Source organism: Citrobacter sp. FDAARGOS_156, from assembly GCF_001559235.2.
Lineage (GTDB): Bacteria > Pseudomonadota > Gammaproteobacteria > Enterobacterales > Enterobacteriaceae > Citrobacter > Citrobacter youngae.
Map to the genome: position 1 here is coordinate 4,615,710 of NZ_CP014030.2, position 17,435 is coordinate 4,633,144.

At 54.4% G+C, this 17,435-nt stretch carries 13 protein-coding genes; 8 read left to right on the forward strand and 5 right to left on the reverse strand.

Features of this window, described 5'->3' with window-relative positions; genetic code table 11:
* Positions 1-48: 48 nt before the first annotated feature.
* From feoA to AL515_RS22895, 4 genes are all read left to right on the forward strand, one after another.
* Complete coding sequence (gene feoA / locus AL515_RS22880; RefSeq protein ID WP_003023519.1) at positions 49-276, forward strand: ferrous iron transporter A; 228 nt, start codon at positions 49-51, stop codon at positions 274-276.
* Positions 277-294: 18 nt separating this feature from the next.
* On the forward strand, positions 295-2,613 hold the full coding sequence (gene feoB / locus AL515_RS22885; protein ID WP_061068736.1) for a Fe(2+) transporter permease subunit FeoB: 2,319 nt from the start codon (positions 295-297) through the stop codon (positions 2,611-2,613).
* A gap of 11 nt (positions 2,614-2,624) precedes the next feature.
* Positions 2,625-2,861: a [Fe-S]-dependent transcriptional repressor FeoC gene (gene feoC, locus AL515_RS22890; RefSeq protein WP_003023516.1), complete on the forward strand. Its 237-nt coding sequence runs from the start codon at positions 2,625-2,627 to the stop codon at positions 2,859-2,861.
* Between the two features lie 194 nt (positions 2,862-3,055).
* Positions 3,056-4,042, forward strand: a complete 987-nt coding sequence (locus AL515_RS22895; protein ID WP_061068737.1) for an Rpn family recombination-promoting nuclease/putative transposase — start codon at positions 3,056-3,058, stop codon at positions 4,040-4,042.
* A 43-nt stretch (positions 4,043-4,085) separates the two neighbouring features.
* On the opposite strand, the gene bioH is transcribed toward AL515_RS22895, so the two are convergent.
* On the reverse strand, positions 4,086-4,856 hold the full coding sequence (gene bioH / locus AL515_RS22900; protein ID WP_061068738.1) for a pimeloyl-ACP methyl ester esterase BioH: 771 nt from the start codon (positions 4,854-4,856) through the stop codon (positions 4,086-4,088).
* A 37-nt stretch (positions 4,857-4,893) separates the two neighbouring features.
* Here bioH and gntX point away from each other — a divergent pair, with 37 nt between their 5' ends.
* The 3 genes from gntX (at position 4,894) to gntT (ending at position 7,896) form a co-directional block, all read left to right on the forward strand.
* The gene (gntX, locus tag AL515_RS22905; protein WP_061068739.1) at positions 4,894-5,577 is read left to right on the forward strand and encodes a DNA utilization protein GntX; all 684 of its coding nucleotides are present in this window, start codon (positions 4,894-4,896) and stop codon (positions 5,575-5,577) included.
* A gap of 58 nt (positions 5,578-5,635) precedes the next feature.
* Positions 5,636-6,211, forward strand: a complete 576-nt coding sequence (gene nfuA / locus AL515_RS22910) for a Fe-S biogenesis protein NfuA (protein WP_003023509.1) — start codon at positions 5,636-5,638, stop codon at positions 6,209-6,211.
* 368 nt (positions 6,212-6,579) lie between these two features.
* The gene (gene gntT, locus AL515_RS22915) at positions 6,580-7,896 is read left to right on the forward strand and encodes a gluconate transporter (RefSeq protein WP_032950402.1); all 1,317 of its coding nucleotides are present in this window, start codon (positions 6,580-6,582) and stop codon (positions 7,894-7,896) included.
* 45 nt (positions 7,897-7,941) lie between these two features.
* Here the strand turns inward: gntT and malQ are convergent, their stop codons facing one another.
* Positions 7,942-10,029, reverse strand: a complete 2,088-nt coding sequence (gene malQ / locus AL515_RS22920) for a 4-alpha-glucanotransferase (RefSeq protein ID WP_061068740.1) — start codon at positions 10,027-10,029, stop codon at positions 7,942-7,944.
* Between the two features lie 9 nt (positions 10,030-10,038).
* Positions 10,039-12,432, reverse strand: a complete 2,394-nt coding sequence (gene malP, locus AL515_RS22925) for a maltodextrin phosphorylase (protein WP_061068741.1) — start codon at positions 12,430-12,432, stop codon at positions 10,039-10,041.
* Between the two features lie 627 nt (positions 12,433-13,059).
* On the opposite strand from malP, the gene malT reads away from it, so the two are divergent.
* Positions 13,060-15,765 carry an HTH-type transcriptional regulator MalT gene (malT, locus tag AL515_RS22930; RefSeq protein WP_048213563.1) on the forward strand — a complete coding sequence of 902 codons (2,706 nt, stop codon included), beginning with the start codon at positions 13,060-13,062 and terminating at the stop codon, positions 15,763-15,765.
* Between the two features lie 41 nt (positions 15,766-15,806).
* On the opposite strand, the gene AL515_RS22935 is transcribed toward malT, so the two are convergent.
* Positions 15,807-16,565 carry a DeoR/GlpR family transcriptional regulator gene (locus AL515_RS22935; protein WP_003023499.1) on the reverse strand — a complete coding sequence of 253 codons (759 nt, stop codon included), beginning with the start codon at positions 16,563-16,565 and terminating at the stop codon, positions 15,807-15,809.
* A 15-nt stretch (positions 16,566-16,580) separates the two neighbouring features.
* The gene (glpG, locus tag AL515_RS22940; protein WP_048213800.1) at positions 16,581-17,411 is read right to left on the reverse strand and encodes a rhomboid family intramembrane serine protease GlpG; all 831 of its coding nucleotides are present in this window, start codon (positions 17,409-17,411) and stop codon (positions 16,581-16,583) included.
* Positions 17,412-17,435: the final 24 nt, after the last annotated feature.

Here is a 17,435-nt window from a genome sequence, read left to right on the forward strand (position 1 = left end):
TCGCCCCATGAGGTAATCATCCAGTTAGCGAGATATAAGTAGGCCCCTATGCAATTCACTCCTGACAGTGCGTGGAAAATTACCGGCTTTGCCCGTGAAATCAGCCCGGCTTATCGTCAGAAACTGTTGTCACTTGGCATGCTGCCCGGCTCCTCCTTCAACGTGGTACGCGTCGCCCCGCTCGGCGATCCTATCCATATCGAAACGCGTCGCGTAAGCCTGGTATTGCGTAAGAAAGATCTGGCGTTATTAGAAGTGGAAGCGGTTTCCTGTTAATACAGTGAGTCTATAAAAATGAAAAAACTAACCATTGGTTTAATTGGTAATCCTAATTCCGGCAAGACAACCTTATTCAACCAGCTCACCGGCGCGCGCCAGCGTGTAGGTAACTGGGCTGGCGTTACCGTTGAGCGTAAAGAAGGTCATTTCGCCACAACGGACCATCAGGTCACGCTGGTGGATTTACCTGGCACCTATTCACTGACGACAATCTCATCCCAGACCTCTCTCGATGAGCAAATTGCCTGTCACTATATTTTGAGCGGCGACGCAGATCTGTTGATCAACGTGGTCGATGCGTCAAACCTTGAACGCAACCTCTACCTGACGTTGCAACTGCTTGAGTTGGGCATCCCCTGCATCGTCGCTCTGAATATGCTGGATATCGCAGAAAAGCAGCAAATCCGTATCGATATCGACGCCCTCTCAGCGCGTCTTGGCTGCCCGGTGGTGCCACTGGTTTCCACCCGCGCCCGCGGCATTGAAGCGCTGAAACTGGCGATCGACCGCTACAAAGAAAACGACACCGTCGAGCTGGTCCATTATGCCCAGCCGCTGTTGCAGGAAGCGGATTCCCTCGCCGACGCGATGGCCAAAGACATGCCACTGAAACAGCGCCGCTGGCTGGGTCTGCAGATGCTGGAAGGCGATATCTACAGCCGCGCTTACGCCGGTGATGCCGCGCAAAACCTGGATGCTGCCGTTGCTCGTCTGAGCGAGACAATGGACGATCCGGCGCTGCATATCGCCGATGCGCGCTATCAGTGCATTGCTGCTATCTGCGATACCGTCAGCAATACTCTGACGGCAGAGCCGAGCCGTTTCACCACCGCGGTAGATAAAATCGTCCTTAACCGCTTCCTCGGACTGCCGATTTTCCTGTTCGTGATGTACCTGATGTTCCTGCTCGCCATTAACATCGGCGGCGCGCTGCAACCGTTGTTTGACGTCGGCTCCGTAGCACTCTTTATCCATGGTATTCAGTGGATTGGCTACACGCTGCACTTCCCGGACTGGCTAACCATCTTCCTGGCCCAGGGCCTTGGCGGCGGGATTAACACCGTGCTACCGCTGGTACCGCAAATCGGCATGATGTACCTGTTCCTCTCCTTCCTTGAAGACTCCGGCTACATGGCGCGCGCCGCATTTGTGATGGACCGTCTGATGCAGGCGCTGGGACTGCCGGGCAAATCGTTTGTCCCGCTGATCGTCGGCTTTGGCTGTAACGTACCGTCCGTGATGGGCGCACGTACGCTGGACGCCCCGCGTGAGCGTCTGATGACCATCATGATGGCGCCGTTTATGTCCTGCGGAGCACGTCTGGCGATTTTCGCCGTCTTTGCCGCGGCGTTCTTTGGTCAGAACGGTGCGCTGGCGGTCTTCTCGCTGTACGTACTGGGTATCGTGATGGCGGTGTTGACCGGCCTGATGCTCAAACACACCATCATGCGTGGTGAAGCAACGCCGTTCGTGATGGAGCTGCCGGTATACCACGTGCCGCACATCAAGAGTCTGATCATTCAGACCTGGCAGCGCCTGAAAGGCTTTGTTCTGCGTGCGGGTAAAGTCATCATCATCGTCAGCATTTTCCTCAGCGCGTTTAACAGTTTCTCGCTGAGCGGAAAAATCGTCGACAACATCAACGACTCTGCGCTGGCCTCCGTTAGCCGTGTTATTACTCCAGTGTTTAAACCGATTGGCGTTCACGAAGATAACTGGCAGGCAACCGTAGGTTTGTTCACCGGCGCGATGGCGAAAGAAGTGGTAGTTGGTACACTGAACACGCTCTATACCGCAGAAAACATTCAGGAAGAAGAGTTCAATCCGGCAGATTTCCACCTTGGCGACGAGCTGCTCGGTGCGGTGGATGAAACCTGGCAAAGCCTGAAAGACACCTTCAGCCTGAGCGTACTGGCCAACCCTATCGAAGCCAGCAAGGGCGACGGAGAAATGGCGACGGGCGCAATGGGCGTGATGGGTGAGAAATTTGGCAGCGCCGCCGCCGCGTACAGCTACCTGATTTTCGTGCTGCTGTATGTGCCGTGCATTTCAGTGATGGGCGCTATCGCACGTGAATCCAGCCGTGGCTGGATGGGCTTCTCGGTTTTGTGGGGGCTGAATATCGCTTATTCACTGTCAACGCTGTTTTATCAGGCGGTCAGCTACAAAGAGCACCCGACCTACAGCCTGGTGTGCATTTTAGCGGTCATCCTGTTTAACATCGTGTTGCTGGGCCTGCTGCGTCGAGCTCGCAGCCGTGTGGACCTCGCACTGCTGGCGACCAACAGAACGGCAAGTTCCTGCTGCTCCAGCACCACTGGCGATTGCCACTAAGGTTATCGACAATGGCATCGCTCATTCAGGTTCGTGATTTATTGGCTTTGCGGGGGCGCATGGAGGCAACACAAATTAGCCACACGCTGCACACCCCGCAGCCGATGATTGACGCCATGCTGAATCAGTTAGAAAAGATGGGCAAAGCGGTGCGGATTCAGGAAGATGCCGATGGGTGTCTTTCCGGAAGCTGCAAAAGTTGCCCGGAAGGTAAAGCCTGCCTGCGCGAATGGTGGGCTTTACGCTAGTGTGCCGCTCCTGCCGGATTCAGCGTTTATGCTGATATTCGGCTTTTTGCGTAACGGCTCCCACAACGATTTCACTGTTTCAGCAAAACAGATCTATCCCTCAGCCTTCCGCGCAGAACTATCAACTCGTGGATGATTACTGTCGATCGAGCAAGTAGAGTCTCGTCATCTTATTTCCCAGGTGACGGATCGCCATGAATACTGACACGACAGCTACGCCGCATGACGCGATTTTCAAAACGTTTTTGAACCACCCAGCGACCGCCCGCGATTTTCTGCAACTTCATCTACCCGACTCTTTGCGTGCACTTTGCGATCTGAACACACTACAACTGGAATCGGGCAGCTTTATTGAAGATGATTTGCGCGCGTACTATTCAGACGTGTTGTGGTCGCTGAAAACTCGTGAAGGCGATGGCTACATTTACACCATCATTGAACATCAGAGTACCGCGGATGCTCATATGGCATTTCGCCTCATGCGCTATGCCATTGCCGTAATGCAGAGGCATCTGGACGCGGGCCATAAGCAACTACCGTTGGTGATCCCCCTACTTTTTTATCATGGTACCGTCAGCCCATATCCCTATTCACTTTGTTGGCTGGACGAGTTTGATGACCCGGAGTCCGCCAGACAACTTTATAGCACCGCGTTTCCACTGATCGATATCACCGTTGTACCCGATGACGAGATTATGCAGCACCGCCGGATGGCGCTGCTGGAGCTCATCCAAAAACATATACGTAAACGCGATTTGATGGGGTTAGTAGAAAAACTCGCCATCCTGCTTGTTAAAGGACACGCTAATGACAACCAGTTGAAAGCCCTGTTTAATTACCTGATGCAGGCCGGGGACACCGCGCGTTTTAGCGAATTTATTCACCAGGTCGCCGAACGTTTACCTCAACACAAGGAAAAGTTGATGACTATTGCCGAAAGATTACGTCAGGAAGGGCACCTTAATGGTCTTCAGGAAGGTCACAGGAAAGGGTTACGAGAGGGATTACAAGAGGGGTTACGAGAGGGATTACAAGAGGGGTTACGAGAGGGTTTGCAACAAGGCAAACGTGAGGAAGCTCTGCGCATTGCAACAACCATGCAGGTTGATGGCATAGACCCGCTGACTATCTGCAGAATCACCGGCCTGACTGCTGAGGATCTGGCTACGTGCAGCCATTAATCCCCAGCCCGGCAGCATGATTCTACCGGGCAAAACAGCGGATTTATAGCCGCTGTTTTAACGCCACCAGCGCTGAGCAGAACTCCGCCGGATGCGAGATAAACGGCGCATGCGCCGCCTTAGCAAACACCAAAGACTCGCTCTGCGGCCACAGTGCATCCAGCATCGGGACCACTTTGCGCGGCACCAGGCCATCGAGGTAGCCGTACAACCGCAGGAAAGGCATTTCCACCGCGCACAGCGGTTCTCGCAGATCGACCGTTTTCAGGATCTCCAGCCCGCCATTAAGCACCTCGACGTCCGGCATGGGTAAAGCCAGCACCGTTTTCTTCAACGCTCGCGCATCCTGACGCGCGGTTTCCGTACCCATCGTTTGCAATGCCAGAAAACGCTCCACTGTACGCTGGAAATCTTCGCTCAGCTGCTGCTGGAAGCCTGCCAGCACTTCTGGCTTGATGCCTGGCCACTCCTCGCGCGCGCTAAAGCAAGGGGAAGAGGCCACGGTCACCAGCGCCTGAACACGCTCAGGATGGGTTAACGCCACCTGGCTTGCAACCAGCCCGCCCAGGCTCCAGCCGAGCCAAATGGCTTTCTCCGGTGCCTGTTTTAATACTCGCTCAGCCATCTCTTCCAGCGACATCGCGCCGAAACCCTGGCTGCGGCCAAATCCCGGTAAGTCGACAAGATGCAGCGTGAAATGCGAGCTCAGTTCCTCGCTTATGCAATGCCACACCTCTGCATTCAGTCCCCATCCGTGCAGCAGCACAAGATGGCAATTTCCCGAACCCTGGGTCTGCCACCAGATGTCATTCATCAGTTACTGTTCTCTTTTAGCTAACAAGGATGTCTCTATGCTAACAGTACCAGGATTATGCTGGCTATGCCGAATGCCGCTGAGGTTGGGGCATTGGGGAATTTGCTCTGTCTGCACACGGGCAGTACGCCAGCATGACAGCCTGTGCCCACAGTGCGGGCTACCGGCCATTTACACCTCGCTTCCCTGTGGTCGTTGCCTACAAAAACCACCGCCGTGGCAGCGCCTGGTTTCAGTCAGCGATTATGTTCCGCCAGTAAGCGGGCTTATCCACCAGCTTAAATTTTCACGGTACAGCGAAATAGCCCCTGCGCTGGCACGTCTGCTGTTGCTGGAGGTATTGCAGGCACGGCGCGTCAGCGGTCTTCCTCTGCCAGACAGGCTCATCAGCGTACCGCTCTGGCAGCGACGGCACTGGCGCAGGGGGTTTAATCAGAGCGAATTACTGTGTCGCCCACTGGCGCGCTGGCTGGGCTGCGACTGGGACAGCCGGACCATATCGCGGGTTCGGGCAACCGCCACGCAGCACCATCTCAGCGCCCGATTGCGTAAACGTAACCTGAAAAACGCCTTTCGCCTTGAATTGCCGGTGCAGGGACTCCATATGGTTATTGTGGATGATGTCGTCACTACCGGAAGTACCGTCGCGGAAATCGCGCAGCTGCTTTTACGCAACGGCGCGGCGACTGTCCAGGTATGGTGCCTGTGTCGAACCTTGTAGAGCCTCGATGATGGGCGTATTATAACCAAGTAAAATAGTCAACTATTAGGCCATTACTATGATCCATATTTCCGATGCTGCACAAGCGCACTTTGCCAAACTGCTGGCAAATCAGGAAGAAGGGACACAAATCCGCGTATTTGTGATTAATCCCGGCACGCCTAACGCTGAATGCGGCGTTTCTTATTGTCCGCCGGACGCCGTGGAAGCAACCGACACCGCCATTAAATTTGACCTGCTGACCGCATATGTTGATGAACTGAGCGCACCGTATCTGGAAGATGCAGAAATCGATTTCGTTACCGACCAGTTAGGCTCCCAACTGACCCTGAAAGCGCCAAACGCCAAAATGCGTAAAGTTGCCGATGATGCGCCGCTGATGGAACGCGTGGAGTACATGCTGCAATCGCAGATCAACCCGCAGCTGGCAGGCCACGGTGGTCGCGTCTCTCTGATGGAAATCACCGATGAAGGCTACGCCATTCTGCAGTTTGGCGGCGGCTGTAACGGCTGTTCAATGGTCGATGTGACGCTGAAAGAAGGTATCGAGAAGCAGCTGCTGGCTGAATTCCCGGAACTGAAAGGCGTTCGCGATTTAACCGAACACCAGCGTGGCGAGCACTCTTACTACTAGCGACCAGACTTGTAGGCCCGGTAAGACGCATCCGCGTCGCCATCGGGCCTTGATGCCGGATGGCAGCGTAAACGCTTTATCCGGCCTACGCCCTTACATTTCTCTGCACGTACCCTGCAACAATCCCCCGCATAATTTGACCAGCCTCTCATAATTTAAATTTTGCCTGTTCAGGTGATTTTCAAGCGCAGTATGTTACCCGTATCATTCGTATCAGCACCCAAGACGCACATAACAGCCAGCGAAACTGATTAGTTTTACGGGCAATCAGCATTGGTGCTGTGAATACGCTGTTCCCGGTCGGGACAATCGGAATTTGTCATCTAAACACTGACGTTACCCATAACAAAGTAAAGGCCAGGTAAATCATGCCATTAGTCATCGTTGCTATCGGTGTAATCTTGTTACTCCTCCTGATGATCCGTTTCAAAATGAACGGTTTCATCGCTCTCGTCCTGGTGGCGCTTGCTGTCGGATTGATGCAAGGGATGCCACTGGATAAAGTCATTGGTTCGATTAAAGCCGGTGTCGGCGGAACCCTTGGCAGCCTCGCCCTGATTATGGGTTTTGGCGCCATGCTGGGCAAAATGCTGGCGGACTGCGGCGGCGCACAGCGCATCGCAACCACCCTGATTGCTAAATTCGGCAAAAAACATATTCAGTGGGCGGTGGTATTAACCGGCTTCACCGTTGGTTTTGCCCTGTTCTACGAAGTTGGTTTCGTACTGATGCTGCCGCTGGTGTTCACCATTGCCGCTGCTGCCAATATCCCGCTGCTGTACGTTGGCGTGCCGATGGCTGCCGCGCTGTCCGTAACGCACGGCTTCCTGCCGCCGCACCCGGGTCCGACTGCTATCGCCACTATTTTCCATGCAGATATGGGTAAAACCCTGCTGTTTGGTACGATTCTGGCAATCCCGACCGTTATTCTCGCCGGTCCTGTTTACGCACGTTTCCTGAAAGGTATCGATAAGCCGATCCCGGAAGGTCTGTACAGCGCGAAAACCTTCACTGAAGAAGAGATGCCAGGCTTTGGCGTCAGCGTCTGGACCTCTCTGGTCCCGGTGATCCTGATGGCTATGCGCGCCGTGGCAGAGATGATCTTGCCGAAAGGACATGCTTTCCTGACTGTTGCAGAATTCCTCGGTGACCCGGTTATGGCAACGCTTATCGCGGTGCTGATTGCGATGTTCACGTTTGGTCTGAACCGCGGACGTTCGATGGATCAGATTAACGACACGCTGGTGTCTTCAATCAAAATCATCGCGATGATGCTGTTGATCATCGGCGGTGGCGGTGCCTTCAAACAGGTCCTGGTTGATAGCGGCGTCGACAAATACATCGCTTCAATGATGCACGGCTCTAACGTGTCTCCACTGCTGATGGCATGGTCTATTGCGGCGGTCCTGCGTATCGCACTGGGTTCTGCAACTGTTGCGGCAATCACCGCTGGCGGGATTGTGGCACCACTGATTGCAACGACCGGCGTAAGCCCTGAGCTAATGGTTATTGCAGTTGGTTCTGGTTCCGTCATTTTCTCCCACGTGAACGATCCTGGCTTCTGGCTGTTCAAGGAGTACTTCAACCTGACTATCGGTGAAACCATCAAGTCATGGTCAATGCTGGAAACCATTATTTCAGTATGCGGCCTGGTAGGGTGCCTGCTGTTAAATATGGCAATCTGATGTAAAAAAGCCGGGTGGCGCTAGCGCCTACCCGGCTTAATTTCTTTACTTCTTCTTCGCCGCTGCTTTTCGCCGCTTATCCAAATCCTTAATCAGCTTGTTCACGCCCTCATCTGCAAACATCTGCTCCAGCGTGGCGGTGAGCTTACGCCGCCAGTTTTTGTACTGGTCGCTGGTCCCCGGAATGTTGACCGGTTCAGCCATATCCAGCCAGTCTTCCGGTTGCAGGCCCAGCAACGCGCTGTTGCTGTCAGCGATGTAGCGTTGCATGCCGCGATTAAGAATCGGCGTCATCGACATCAGTGACGCCTTGTGACCAGCACGTTTTGGCAGGCAGCCGTATTTGTGCAGCGCGTCCAGCAGCCCCTGTTTCGCCAGCTCCCGGTCCTGATACAACCCCCGCAGCACGACTTCATCCGGGTACAGGCCCAGCGCCTTACCCAGCGTCAAATCGCCGCTATCCCAATAACCTTTAAGCGTAGGAAGGTCATGCGTCGCCGCGACTGCCATTGATTGTTCCGGGTACGCTTTCGGCGCACGGAAGTTTTTCTCATGGTCATTCTCGAAATAAAGCACTTTGTAGGAGTACACGCCGCTGTCGCGCAGCTTGCTGACGATCTCCACGGGAACGGTACCCAGATCCTCACCAATTACCATGCAGTGATGACGTTTACTCTCCAGCGCCAGAATTGAAAGCAGGTCATCGACCGGATAGTGCACGTAAGCGCCGTGATCGGCAGTTTCACCGTAGGGGATCCACCACAGACGCAGCATCGACATAACATGGTCGATACGCAGCGCACCGCAGTTCTGCATATTGGCGCGCAGCAGTTCGATAAACGGTTCGTAGGCGCGTGCCGTAATGATGTGCGGATCCATCGGCGGCAGCCCCCAGTTTTGCCCAAGCGGCCCAAGAATATCCGGCGGCGCGCCAACTGAGGCTTTCAGACAATACAGTTCACGGTCACACCAGGTCTCTGACCCACCTTCTGCCACACCAACCGCCAGGTCGCGATACAGTCCAATCGGCATCGCAAAACTCTGGCTGGTTTTCCAGCAGTCAGCAAACTGGGTATACGCCAGCCACTGCAGCCACAGGTAGAAATCCACCTCATCACGATGCTCTGCGCAGAACTGTTTGACCTCCGGCGAATCTACCGACTGAAAAGCTTCCGGCCACACCGGCCATCCCCAGCGCAACGCATCCTCTTGCACCTGATGCGCATGCAACGCGTCAAAGGCTGCCTGCCAGTACAGGCTATCTCCTTCCTGAGCCACAAACTGGCGAAATGCCGCCATCTGCTCATCGTCACGTGCAGAGAAATTTTTCCACGCCATGCGCAGCGCGGTCATCTTCAGTGCGGTAACAGCAGAATAATCAACCCACTCGGCATCCCGCGCACGTTGCAGGGTTTGCTGAGTCGCGGGTTTCTGCCACCAGCTTTGCGCCTCTTTGCTCAGATGAAAATCTTCCACTGCGTTGACGTCGATATATATGACGTTCAACCAGCGACGTGATGACGGGCTGTACGGGCTGGCGCTTTCCGGGTTCGCCGGATACAGCGCGTGAATAGGATTAAGCCCGATAAACGCGCCGCCGCGTTGCGCCACATCTACCAGCATGGCGCGGAGATCGCCAAAGTCGCCAATCCCCCAGTTTTTCTCTGAACGCAGGGTGTAGAGCTGAACGCATGCGCCCCACAGTTTTTGCCCCTCCAGCAGCGCCTGCGGTTCATAGCAGCGCTTTGGCGCCACGATGACACGACAGTGGGTGCGCAGCTCGCCCTGCGTCAATGTCAGCGAGTGATAGCCCTCCGACAGTTTCGTCGGAAGGTGAAAAGATTTGCCGCCGATGGCATGCCCTTTGTGCTGTACGCCATCTTCAGTGGTCAGCAGCCAGCTAAACTCTCCGCTTCCCTCAACCGCCAGCGACATTTTCTTACCGGCGGTATAAACCATGACATTCGGAACTGGCGTCACCGCCACCTGCGTGGCGGCGGTGGTGCGATGCATGGCTTCAAGCAAACGCCGCTTGGTTTCGGCGCCAATAGACTGCGGTTTGCCGTGAGCGTTAATGTAATTGGGGCTGATCCCCGCCGCCAGCGCGGCATTATCCAGACGTTTGCTTTCCATCGCGATTCCTTAGCGTTTCGCCTGCCAGATACGCACCTGATAATCGCGGATGGAGCGATCCGAGCTGAACATGCCGCAACGTGCGGTATTCAGAATCGCCGCCCGGGTCCAGGCTTCCTGGTCACGATACAACACGTCAACCTGCTTCTGCGCTTCAACGTAGGCCGCGAAGTCCGCCATCACCAGATACGGGTCGCCGCCCTGCTTGCCGATACTGTGCAGCATCTGGTCAAAGGCATGCTTGTCGCCGTCGCTGTATTTCCCGCTTTCCAGCTCTTTCAGGACAGCATCCAGCACTTTGTCTTTCTTACGCCATTTCACCGGATCGTAACCTTTGGCCTTGAGCGCCTTCACCTCTTCCACGGTATGACCAAAGATAAAGATATTCTCGTCGCCCACTTTTTCGGCGATTTCGACGTTTGCGCCATCCAGCGTACCGACGGTTAAGGCACCGTTCAGCGCCAGCTTCATGTTGCCGGTGCCGGAAGCCTCTTTCCCTGCGGTTGAGATCTGCTCAGAGATATCCGCCGCCGGGATCAGCATTTCCGCCGCTGAGACACAGTAATCCGGCAGGAACACGACCTTCAACTTATCGCCAACTTTCGGGTCGTTATTGATGGTTTCCGCCACCTTGTTAATGGCGAAGATGATATTTTTCGCCAGGTAGTAACCCGGAGCCGCTTTCGCCCCAAACAGGAATACGCGCGGCACGCGATCGGCCTGCGGGTTCTCACGGATTTCTTTGTACAACGCCAGAATATGCAGCAGGTTCAGGTGCTGACGCTTGTACTCATGCAGACGTTTAATCTGAATATCAAAAATCGCGTTAGTCGTTATCTCAATACCGGTTCGCGCTTTAATAAACTTCACCAGACGCGCTTTGTTCTCCAGCTTGATGTCACGATACTGCTGACGGAACTTCGCGTCGTCGGCGTATTTTTCCAGGTTAATCAACTGGTCGAGGTCGTTAGCCCACTCTTTTTTCAGCGATTTATCCAGCAGCGCTGCCAGCGCCGGGTTGCACTGCTTAATCCAGCGACGTGGGGTAATCCCATTGGTGACGTTGTGGAATTTGTTCGGCCACAGTTGGTGATATTCCGGGAACAGATCTTTCACCACCAGATCGGAGTGCAGCGCCGCCACACCGTTAACCGCAAAGCCGCTGACCACGCACATGTTAGCCATGCGCACCTGTTTGTTGTGCACCACAGCCAGCTTCGCCCAGACTTCAGCATCACCTGGCCAGGTTTTATCGACCAATGTCTTAAAGCGGTCGTTAATCTCTTTGATGATTTGCATATGGCGCGGTAATAGCGCTTTCACCAGCTTCTCATCCCAGCACTCCAGCGCCTCTGGCATCAAAGTGTGGTTGGTATACGCAAACGTCTTGCTGGTGATCGTCCATGCATCGTCCCAGCTCATCTGGTGCTCATCGATCAGCACGCGCAGCAGTTCAGGGATCGCAATAGTCGGGTGGGTGTCGTTCAGTTGAATAACTTCGTAGTCGGCCAGTTCGTGCAATTTACGTCCCGCCAGATGATGGCGGCGCAGAATATCGGCTACGGAGCAGGCGCACTGGAAGTACTGCTGCATCAGGCGCAGCTTTTTACCTGCCGTGTGGTTGTCGTTAGGATACAGCACTTTGGTCAGTTTTTCGGCGTCGATACCCTGCTGCTCTGCGCGCAGGAAATCACCGTCGTTGAATTTGGTCAGGTTAAACGGATGCGCGTGGCTGGCCTGCCACAAACGCAGCGGCTGCGCCACGCCATTACGGTAGCCGAGAACCGGTAGATCCCAGGCCTGGCCGGTGATGATGAATCCCGGCTCCCAGTGGCCTTGTTTGCTGACCTTGCCGCCAATCCCTACCTGCACATCCAGCGCTTCGTTGTGACGGAACCACGGGTAGCTGCCGCGATGCCAGTCATCCGGAGCTTCCATCTGTTGCCCATCAGCAAATGACTGACGGAATAAACCGTACTGATAGTTGAGGCCATAGCCCGTCGCCGACTGGCCGACTGTCGCCATCGAGTCGAGGAAACACGCAGCCAGACGGCCCAGCCCCCCGTTCCCCAACGCCGGATCGGTTTCTTCTTCCAGCAAGTCGGTCAGGTTGATGTCGTGTGCTTTCAGCTCGTCGCTCACCGCCTGATACCAGCCCAGGTTGAGCAAGTTGTTCCCCGTCAGACGGCCAATCAAAAACTCCATTGAGATATAGTTAACATGGCGCTGATTTTTTGCTGGTTTCACCGCAGGCTGGGCGCTGAGTAACTCAGCCAACGCCCCACTCACGGCCTGCCACCACTGGCGCGACGTCATTTCGTGAGCCGACGATAAACCGAAGCGCTGCCACTGACGCGTCAGGGCAGCCTGAAATTGATCTTTGTTGAAAGTAGGCTGTGACATAGGGATTCCAGGTCCTTAGGTAATAAACAACGTTATCGCTAGTTTGCCAGGCTCGTTGTTGACCTTCCTCATCCTGCCAGGGATTAGGTAGGGAGGAGGAGCGGGGATGAGCGTTAAAATGTGATCGCCGCCACTTTACGAGGGGTATTATGGCTGATAAATACGCAGGCTCTGCGCATCCCCCTGAAATGCATCGCGGTTTTCGCATTAATCAAAAGGGATTATCCAGACAATATCAAACAGGAAGATGACATTTAGAAAAAATATGTAAACGGAGAAATAGTTTCTAACCTGAAATACACATTCTGCTTGAGATATTTCACATGAAAGTTTTAAGTCGAGCACAAAATTCATCGACTTTTATTCATCACCACAGTAACCATATAAAAGAAGAGGAGTTATTCCGCCCCGTAAAAATAACGCTGGATCCAGTCACCATGCCTGTTGCGACTCTTTAAAACAATTATTGCAATAGATGTATAGATTTGTGACATAGTGCAAAATCAGACACACAAAAAGTCCGCTTAGCTTGCAATAAATCCCGTTCTGGCCGACCTTATATCTATTAATTACGAAGCGCAAAAAAAATCGTTTTCCCCCATATTCACACAGTGAAGTGACTAACTTATGTTGATTCCGTCTAAATTAAGTCGTCCGGTTCGACTCGACCATACGGTGGTTCGTGAGCGCCTGCTGGCTAAACTTTCCGGCGCGAACAATTTCAGGCTTGCCCTGATAACAAGTCCTGCTGGTTATGGAAAAACAACGCTTGTTTCACAATGGGCGGCGGGGAAGAACGAATTAGGCTGGTATTCCCTGGATGAAGGCGATAACCAGCAAGAGCGCTTCGCCAGCTATTTGATTGCGGCAATCCAACAGGCGACCGGTGGGCACTGCACCACCAGCGAAGCCATGGTGCAAAAACGCCAGTATGCCAGCCTGACTTCACTGTTTGCCCAGTTGTTCATTGAACTGGCAGAGTGGCATCGTCCACTCTATCTGGTCGTGGATGATTATCATCTGATCTCCAATCCAGCCATCCACGAAGCGATGCGTTTTTTCCTGCGCCATCAGCCGGAGAATCTGACGTTAGTCGTGCTGTCGCGAAACCTACCGCAACTGGGCATTGCCAACCTGCGCGTACGCGATCAACTGCTGGAAATCGGCAGTCAGCAGTTGGCGTTTAACCACCAGGAAGCCAAACAATTCTTTGACCGTCGCCTGTCCTCCCCGATTGAGGCTGCGGAAAGTAGCCGCATGTGCGATGACGTTGCAGGCTGGGCCACGGCGTTACAGCTGATCGCCTTATCTGCCCGTCAGAACAACCATTCCGCCCACCAGTCGGCACGACGCCTGGCCGGTATCAACGCCAGCCATTTATCCGATTATCTGGTCGATGAAGTCCTGGACAGCGTCGATATCGGAACCCGCCATTTCCTGCTAAAAAGCGCCATCCTGCGCTCGATGAACGATGCGCTGATTGTTCGGGTCACGGGCGAAGAAAACGGCCAAATGCGGCTGGAGGAAATTGAGCGCCAGGGATTATTCCTGCAGCGGATGGATGATGTCGGCGAATGGTTTAGCTATCACCCGCTATTTGGCAGCTTTTTACGCCAGCGTTGCCAGTGGGAGTTAGCTACCGAACTTCCCGAAATACACCGCGCCGCCGCTGAAAGCTGGATGGCGCAAGGTTTTCCGACCGAAGCCATCCACCACGCGCTGGCGGCAGGCGACGCCCATATGCTGCGCGACATTCTGCTCAATCATGCGTGGGGGCTGTTTAACCACAGCGAACTGGCATTACTTGAAGAGTCATTGAAAGCTCTGCCGTGGGAAAGCCTGCTGGAAAATCCGCGTCTGGTTCTGCTGCAAGCCTGGCTGATGCAAAGCCAGCACCGCTACGGCGAGGTGAATACCCTGCTGGCGCGCGCTGAGCAGGAAATGAAAGGCGATATGGAACAGACGCTACATGCTGAATTTAACGCCCTGCGAGCGCAGGTCGCGATTAACGACGGAAATCCTGATGAAGCCGAGCGTCTGGCGAAACTGGCGCTGGATGAATTACCCATCGCCTGGTTCTATAGCCGAATTGTCGCCACCTCGGTACACGGCGAAGTTCTGCACTGTAAGGGCGACCTCACGCGTTCTCTGGCGTTGATGCAGCAAACCGAACAAATGGCGCGCCATCATGACGTCTGGCATTACGCCCTGTGGAGTCTTATTCAGCAAAGTGAAATCTTGTTTGCCCAGGGCTTTTTGCAGGCCGCCTGGGAAATCCAGGAAAAAGCGTTCCAGCTGATCAAAGAGCAGCACCTCGAACAGCTGCCGATGCACGAGTTCCTGGTGCGCATTCGTGCGCAGCTCCTGTGGGCATGGGCGCGCCTGGACGAAGCGGAAGCGTCTGCCCGCTCGGGTATTGAACTACTTTCCACCTTCCAGCCGCAGCAGCAGCTACAGTGTCTGGCGCTGCAGGTTCAGTGTTCGCTGGCGCGTGGCGATCTGGACAACGCGCGTAGCCTGCTCAACCGTCTGGAAAACCTGCTGGGTAATGGCCACTATCACAGCGACTGGATCTCCAACGCTGATAAAGTCCGGGTGATTTACTGGCAAATGGTCGGCGACAAAAATTCAGCCGCCAACTGGCTGCGCCACACGCCGAAACCGGAATTCGCCAATAACCACTTCCTGCAAGGACAATGGCGCAACATCGCCCGTGCGCAGATCCTGCTGGGCGAGTTTGAACCGGCTGAGATTGTGCTGGAAGAGTTGAATGAAAATGCGCGCAATCTGCGCCTGATGAGCGATCTGAACCGTAACCTGCTGCTGCTTAATCAGTTGTACTGGCAGGCGGGGCGCAAAAATGACGCACAGCGGGTGTTGCTCGACGCCCTGCAACTGGCGAACCGCACCGGGTTCATCAGCCACTTTGTGATCGAAGGCGAGGCCATGGCGCAGCAGTTACGCCAGCTGATTCAGCTCAACACATTACCGGAACTTGAACAGCATCGTGCGCAGCGTATTTTGCGTGAGATTAACCAGCATCACCGCCACAAATTCGCCCACTTTGATGAAGGATTCGTTGAACGCCTGCTCACCCACCCGGACGTCCCGGAGCTGATCCGTACCAGCCCGCTGACCCAGCGTGAATGGCAGGTTCTCGGTCTGATTTATTCTGGCTACAGCAACGAGCAGATTGCCGGTGAGCTGGCTGTTGCCGCGACGACCATTAAGACGCACATCCGCAATTTGTACCAAAAGCTCGGCGTGGCGCACCGCCAGGATGCGGTGCAACATGCGCAGAAACTGCTGAAGATGATGGGGTATGGCGTTTAGTTAACGCCTGATGCGCTATGCGTATCAGGCCTGGAACCCGCTTAGCACAACTCTAACTGGATATGATGGTCAGCAATGACCTGCATCACGCCAGCAGGCGGTAGCGTGTCGGTATATACTGCATCCACCATGCTGATACTGCCCATGTTCACCATCGCATTACGCCCAAACTTCGAATGATCCACCACCAGCATCACATGGCGCGAATTTTCAATAATCGCGCGTTTGGTGCGAACTTCGTGATAATCAAATTCCAGCAGGGAACCATCGCTGTCGATGCCGCTGATGCCTAAGATGCCGAAATCCAGACGGAACTGAGAAATAAAGTCGAGGGTTGCTTCGCCCATAATACCACCGTCACGGCTACGCAGTTCGCCACCGGCCAGAATAATACGGAAATCCTCTTTCGCCATCAGGGTATTCGCCACATTGAGGTTGTTGGTCACAATGCGTAAATTGCTGTGATTGAGCAGCGCGTGCGCTACCGCTTCCGGCGTGGTGCCGATATCAATAAACAGCGTGGAGCCGTTCGGGATCTGCGTGGCGACTTTGCGGGCAATGCGCTCTTTTTCCGCCGTCTGCGTTGCTTTACGGTCATGCCACGGGGTGTTGACCGAACTGGAGGGCAGCGCCGCGCCGCCGTGATGGCGCAAAATCATGTTCTGATCGGCCAGATCGTTGAGATCGCGGCGAATCGTCTGTGGGCTGACGGAGAAATGCTCCACCAGCTCCTCGGTGCTGACGTATCCCTGTTTTTTTACCAGTTCGATGATCGCGTCATGTCGTTGTGTTTGCTTCATTATGGTTCCCTGAAATTACGTTCGTTTTCGCACATGAATAGTATCAGCAAATGCCATTGCCAGACCGACGGCCAGCCCGGCGATATGCGCGCCGTTCGCCATCGACATGCCGAACAAATCAAACCAGCCGGCAACAATCCACATCAACGCAAAGATAATCAAACCACGCTGCAGGAAAATGCCGCTTTGCGGATCGCGCTCACCGCGCAACCACACGTAGCCCATCAGGGCATACACTACGCCGGAAAGTCCACCGAACCACGGGCCGCTAAATTTCTGCTGCACATAGCCGCTCAACAGCGCGCTAATTACGGTAATGACGATTAGTTTTCCGCTGCCGAGTCGTTTTTCAACCGCGCCGCCGAGATACCACCACCACAACAGGTTGAACAGAATGTGCATCAGTGAGAAGTGCATAAACGCGTGGGTGAAATAACGCCAGAATTCAAATTTCAGCGTAGGATCAAACGGCCATGCCAGCCAGAGCATAACCGCCTGGTCACCCATCACATTCATTGCGATAAACACCAGCACACACGCGGCCATCACCGCCCAGGTCACCGGACCCGCACGTTCGCGCAACGTGGCAAGAAACGGATAGCGTTGATAGCGCAAACCGCTGTCGGTCTGCCCTGACTGCCAGCTTGCCGCCAGATAGCGCGGATCGCCCGGGTTCTCCAGAAATCGCGCCAGTTCAGCATGCACGCGCTCAGCCTGGGACTCATCCGCCAACCAGACATCCGTTTGCTGATGTTGTTGAATCGTCAGGATAACGCCCTGTGTCGCCATATAATCAACAAATGCCTGCGCCACGCGGGGGTTAGCAAAAGAGGTAATCATCAACATGGTTGCTGTCGCTTCATCCACACA